We start from the raw sequence: 4,344 nt of genomic DNA on the forward strand, positions 1-4,344 counted from the left end.
TGTGGTAAAAATTGGCATCTTAGGACTGGGAACTGTTGGGACGGGGACGGTTCAAATTTTACGAGATCCCGTCGGTCGGCATCATTTACTCCAATCGATCGAGATCCAGCGCGTGGGGGTGAGATCGATCGATAAGCCGCGTGTAGTGGATATCCCTGCGGATTTAATCACGACCGATCTCGAATCGATCGTGACCGACCCCGAAATTGATATTATTGTCGAACTTATCGGTGGGATCGAACCAGCTCGGAGTTTGATGCTCAAGGCGATTGCCCATGGCAAGCACGTCGTGACAGCCAATAAAGCCGTCATTGCCAAATTTGGCGATGAAATCTTCACTGCTGCCAATCAATCGGGTGTCTATGTGATGCTGGAAGCGGCTGTCGGTGGCGGAATTCCAGTGATTCAACCCTTGAAACAATCTCTGGGTGTCAACCGGATTCACCGCGTCACCGGGATTATCAATGGGACGACTAACTATATCCTGACGCGAATGACCGTCGAGGGCGGTGAATTTGCCGATATTCTTGCCGACGCTCAACAACTCGGCTATGCGGAGGCCGATCCGACCGCTGATGTCGATGGCTTGGACGCGGGGGATAAAATCGCGATTCTGGCATCGCTGGCCTTTGGCGGCAGAATCAAGCGGGAAGATGTCTATTGCGAAGGCATTCGGAAAATTAGTGCGACGGATATCGCCTATGCTGACAAGCTCAATTTTGTCATCAAATTACTCGCGATCGCCGAACGGGTAGAAGATGGCCAGGTTTCTGTCCGCGTACATCCCACCTTCGTCCCGAAAGATCGTCCCCTCGCCACGGTAAATGGGGTCTATAACGCGATCTTAATCGAAGGCGAACCTTTGGGTCAGGTGATGTTATTCGGCCCTGGTGCGGGTGCTGGCGCGACGGCTTCAGCGGTGGTTTCTGATTTACTCGCGATCGTGGGCGTCATCAACTGCAATCCCCATCGGGAAGAGGTCATCGATTCCCCAAGTACTTCGCTCAATCCCCTGTTAAGCTGTAGTCATAGCCACTATACCGACATGGCTCCTTTAACGAGCTTGCGGAGTAGTTTCTATGTCAGATTCTTATGTATGGATGTTCCAGGCGTCATCGGCAAACTCGGTACTTGCTTTGGCGCACATCATGTCAGCATCGAATCGATCGTCCAAACTGGTTTCCAAGGAGATCGCGCCGAAATCGTCGTCGTTACCCATGATGTCTCTGAAGCCGACTTTGAATCCGCATTGGCCGAAATTCGCGGTTTAGAAGCGATCGATAGTATCCCCAGTATTATTCGAGTGCTTTAGGTTTTAGTGAATAGTGGATAGTGAATAGTGAATAGTGAATAATCACCCTCCTTAGTCCCCCAGTCCCCCGCTCTCCCCGCTCCCAACTCCCAACATTTTTATGGATTGGCAACTACTAGCATTAACATTCACAACAGTATTTATCGCCGAAATTGGCGACAAGAGCCAGTTAGCTGCGATCGCCTTAGGTGGTAGCACCCAACATCCGCGTGCGGTGTTTTTTGGTTCGGTGGCGGCTTTATTATTGGCTAGCTCGATCGGCGTACTAGCTGGCGGTGAGATTGCGGGATTCTTGCCGACTAAGGTCTTAAAAGGAATGGCAGCACTGGGTTTTGCTGTGCTGGCAGTGAGATTATTATGGCCGGAAGAGTAGAGAATTTGGCAGTAAAATAAAAGCAGGGGGAATTCATAAATTCCCCCTGCTTTTAGTCATCGAAATCATTAGTTAAACGCTAACGTTAAAAGATTGAGAAAATACTTTAGCTGGATGTTTGATATTCTCGATCGGTTGACGAGTATCCGTAATCAACCAATCCAATGAAGCTGCTTTCATATCGATCGTCGCGCCATTTTTATCAACACAATATCTACCGAATACTAACTTATCAGTCAGATCGACATCCGAAGCAATCCGGGAATACTCAAAAACGACACTATTGTTAATATGTGCGCCGCTACAGATATGGCAATTGCGACCGATCATCGCTGGGCCAGTGATCTTGGCTCCATCTTCAATTTTGGTCATGCCGCCGATATACACGGGGCCAGTAATATCGACTTTATCCCAATTAACTGCAACATTAATGCCGGTAAAAATCCCTGGTGCTACTTCAGTTCCTGGAATCGGGACATTCTTGACTTCACCCATTAACACGCTGCGAATTGCTTGCCAGTAGTCGGGCACCTTACCAATGTCTACCCATTGGAAATCCATGGAGATTGCGTAAAAAGGCGCACCCATTTCGACTAATTGCGGAAATAAATCGCCACCGATGTCATATTCTTGACCAGAGGGAATATAGTTTAATACTTCTGGCTCAAAAATATAAATACCAGTATTAATATTCGTACTTAAAGCTTCATCTACTGTCGGTTTTTCTTGGAAAGCTTGGATTTTGCCAGTTTCATCGGTCACCACTACCCCATAACTGGAAACCTCCTCGCGGGATACTGTCTTAGTAACGATCGTCGCGAGCGAACCTTTTTCTTTGTGCCATTTAACGGCTGCGGTGAGGTCGAGATCGATTAAGGCATCGCCGCACAGTACCACGAAGGTATCATCAAAGAAGGGATAAAAATCTTGAATCCGGCGCATCCCGCCAGCCGAACCTAGTGCCTGTCCTTGTAATTCGCCATCTTCCTGAATCGTGCCTTCAAAAGAGTAGGCAATTTGGACACCGAATCTTTGACCATCGTGGAAATAACTTTCAATTTCCTTGGCAAGATGGCTGACATTGACCATGATTTCGGTAAAGTCATGCTGCTTGAGCAGATCTACCAAAAACTCCATCACTGGCTTGTGTAAGATGGGAATCAATGGCTTGGGAATCGTGTAAGTAATGGGACGCACCCGCGTGCCTTTCCCAGCAGCCAGAATCATTGCTTTCATATTAAATCTTGGGTACTTAAAATCCCTATTTTATCTACTGTAACAGTGATCGATTGCGTCCGGCACCAGCACGATCGCCTGTTACCAGTTGCCTGTTGGGACGAACGCTAGTTCATCTGGATCGAATCTTCTTCGAGTCTACGAATAGTTAGGGTTTGATAAAATTCAGTTTGATGCAGTTCAACCTTGGATTGAGCTGATAATAGTAATAATGCCCAGAATACACCGACTCGATCGTGATTGGCTCCATGTTCTTGTCCCGGCGCGGGGGGAAACTTGCTAGACCAGAGTTTTACCAGGTCATCCAGGTTCCACAATTCGCTCTCGCTAGTATAGGTGACGAGAAATTCGGCCACTAGTGCCGCCATTTCGGTTAAATTTTCATCGTGAGCGAGGCCGACGATCGTTTGTGTCGCCTGCTTAACGGACATGATTTTGCCCCGTCGGAGGGAGGAGCTGCGCCGCGCTGTTGGTTCCGCGATTTTATCGGCAATTTGGCGGAGTTGACCGATCAGATCTTCGAGCGTCACCGGACGCGTCCGAGGTGGCGGCGAAGTCAAGCGGCGACGAATGTGCCGTTCCAAGTTGCGCGGCAATCCAGTACTCGCAATCATCTCAAAGTCGAGATCTTCTTCGATAAAGTCAAAATCTTCTGCCTGAGATTGACTTTGCTCTAGACTTTGCGCCTTGAGTAGCACTAACATTGCCGCCCACAAGAACGCCTGTCCCGATTGGGACAGGTTCGCTTGCTTGTGCGCCAGCGTGGCATCGGCTTGGAGAGGGAGTTTGCTCAGGTGCAGATCGATCGCGTCGATGACTTTGACATCCCAAGGATCGATTTCACCGCGCTGAGCCAGATCGATCAGCATGGCAATTCCCATCTGTGCCAGGGTATAGGGATCGACTTGCGGTTCGACAACTTGGGGGGAGATGCTTGGCCGATGGGGGGTTGCTACCATTTGGGGCTAGGGAGACGGGGGGAGGGAAAGACGAGGGATGAAATTGGTATTTGAGCTGCGATGTTTATTTACAGTCGATCGGCCGAATTAAACTGAGAATTTAGCTTGGTGCGTGCGGTGTAGCTTAATTGGTAACTTTACAGCAAATTCAGCACAATTAATATTGCAAAATTGGGAATTTTATGATTTTGGCATTACGGAAATTACTACTTGCGCTCATCTTCAACGGCTCGGTTGACTAAATGTTGTGAGTAGCGATTCGACAAAAGTAGTCATACTTACATCTTGTGCCGGTTTAAATATACTATTGCCGATCGTAGATCCAGGGTACGCACAAGGGGCACCCCTACAGGTAACTTGTGTACCAGGGTGGATTAATTGTCAAGGGAGCAAATCTCAAACACTAGTTCTTCGTTGCCAACGTCTCGAAATGTAGGGTAGGGGCAATTCATGAATTGCCCCTT

General features: G+C 48.4%; 4 protein-coding genes. 2 read left to right on the forward strand and 2 right to left on the reverse strand.

The features are described from left to right. The first annotated feature begins 1 nt into the window (after position 1). Both RMO27_RS16255 and RMO27_RS16260 read left to right on the forward strand, forming a co-directional pair. A complete protein-coding gene (locus RMO27_RS16255; RefSeq protein WP_309734370.1) occupies positions 2 to 1,312 on the forward strand; it encodes a homoserine dehydrogenase in 1,311 nt (436 codons plus the stop codon). A 100-nt stretch (positions 1,313 to 1,412) separates the two neighbouring features. Next, a complete protein-coding gene (locus RMO27_RS16260; RefSeq protein ID WP_309734371.1) occupies positions 1,413 to 1,685 on the forward strand; it encodes a TMEM165/GDT1 family protein in 273 nt (90 codons plus the stop codon). 72 nt (positions 1,686 to 1,757) lie between these two features. Here RMO27_RS16260 and RMO27_RS16265 read toward each other — a convergent pair whose 3' ends face one another. Both RMO27_RS16265 and RMO27_RS16270 read right to left on the reverse strand, forming a co-directional pair. Next, positions 1,758 to 2,921, reverse strand: a complete 1,164-nt coding sequence (locus RMO27_RS16265; protein ID WP_309734372.1) for an NDP-sugar synthase — start codon at positions 2,919 to 2,921, stop codon at positions 1,758 to 1,760. A 107-nt stretch (positions 2,922 to 3,028) separates the two neighbouring features. Next, positions 3,029 to 3,880: a ScpA family protein gene (locus RMO27_RS16270; RefSeq protein WP_309734374.1), complete on the reverse strand. Its 852-nt coding sequence runs from the start codon at positions 3,878 to 3,880 to the stop codon at positions 3,029 to 3,031. Positions 3,881 to 4,344: the final 464 nt, after the last annotated feature.

Origin of the sequence: Chamaesiphon sp. OTE_75_metabat_556 (assembly GCF_031378165.1) — a bacterium.
Taxonomy (GTDB): domain Bacteria; phylum Cyanobacteriota; class Cyanobacteriia; order Cyanobacteriales; family Chamaesiphonaceae; genus Chamaesiphon.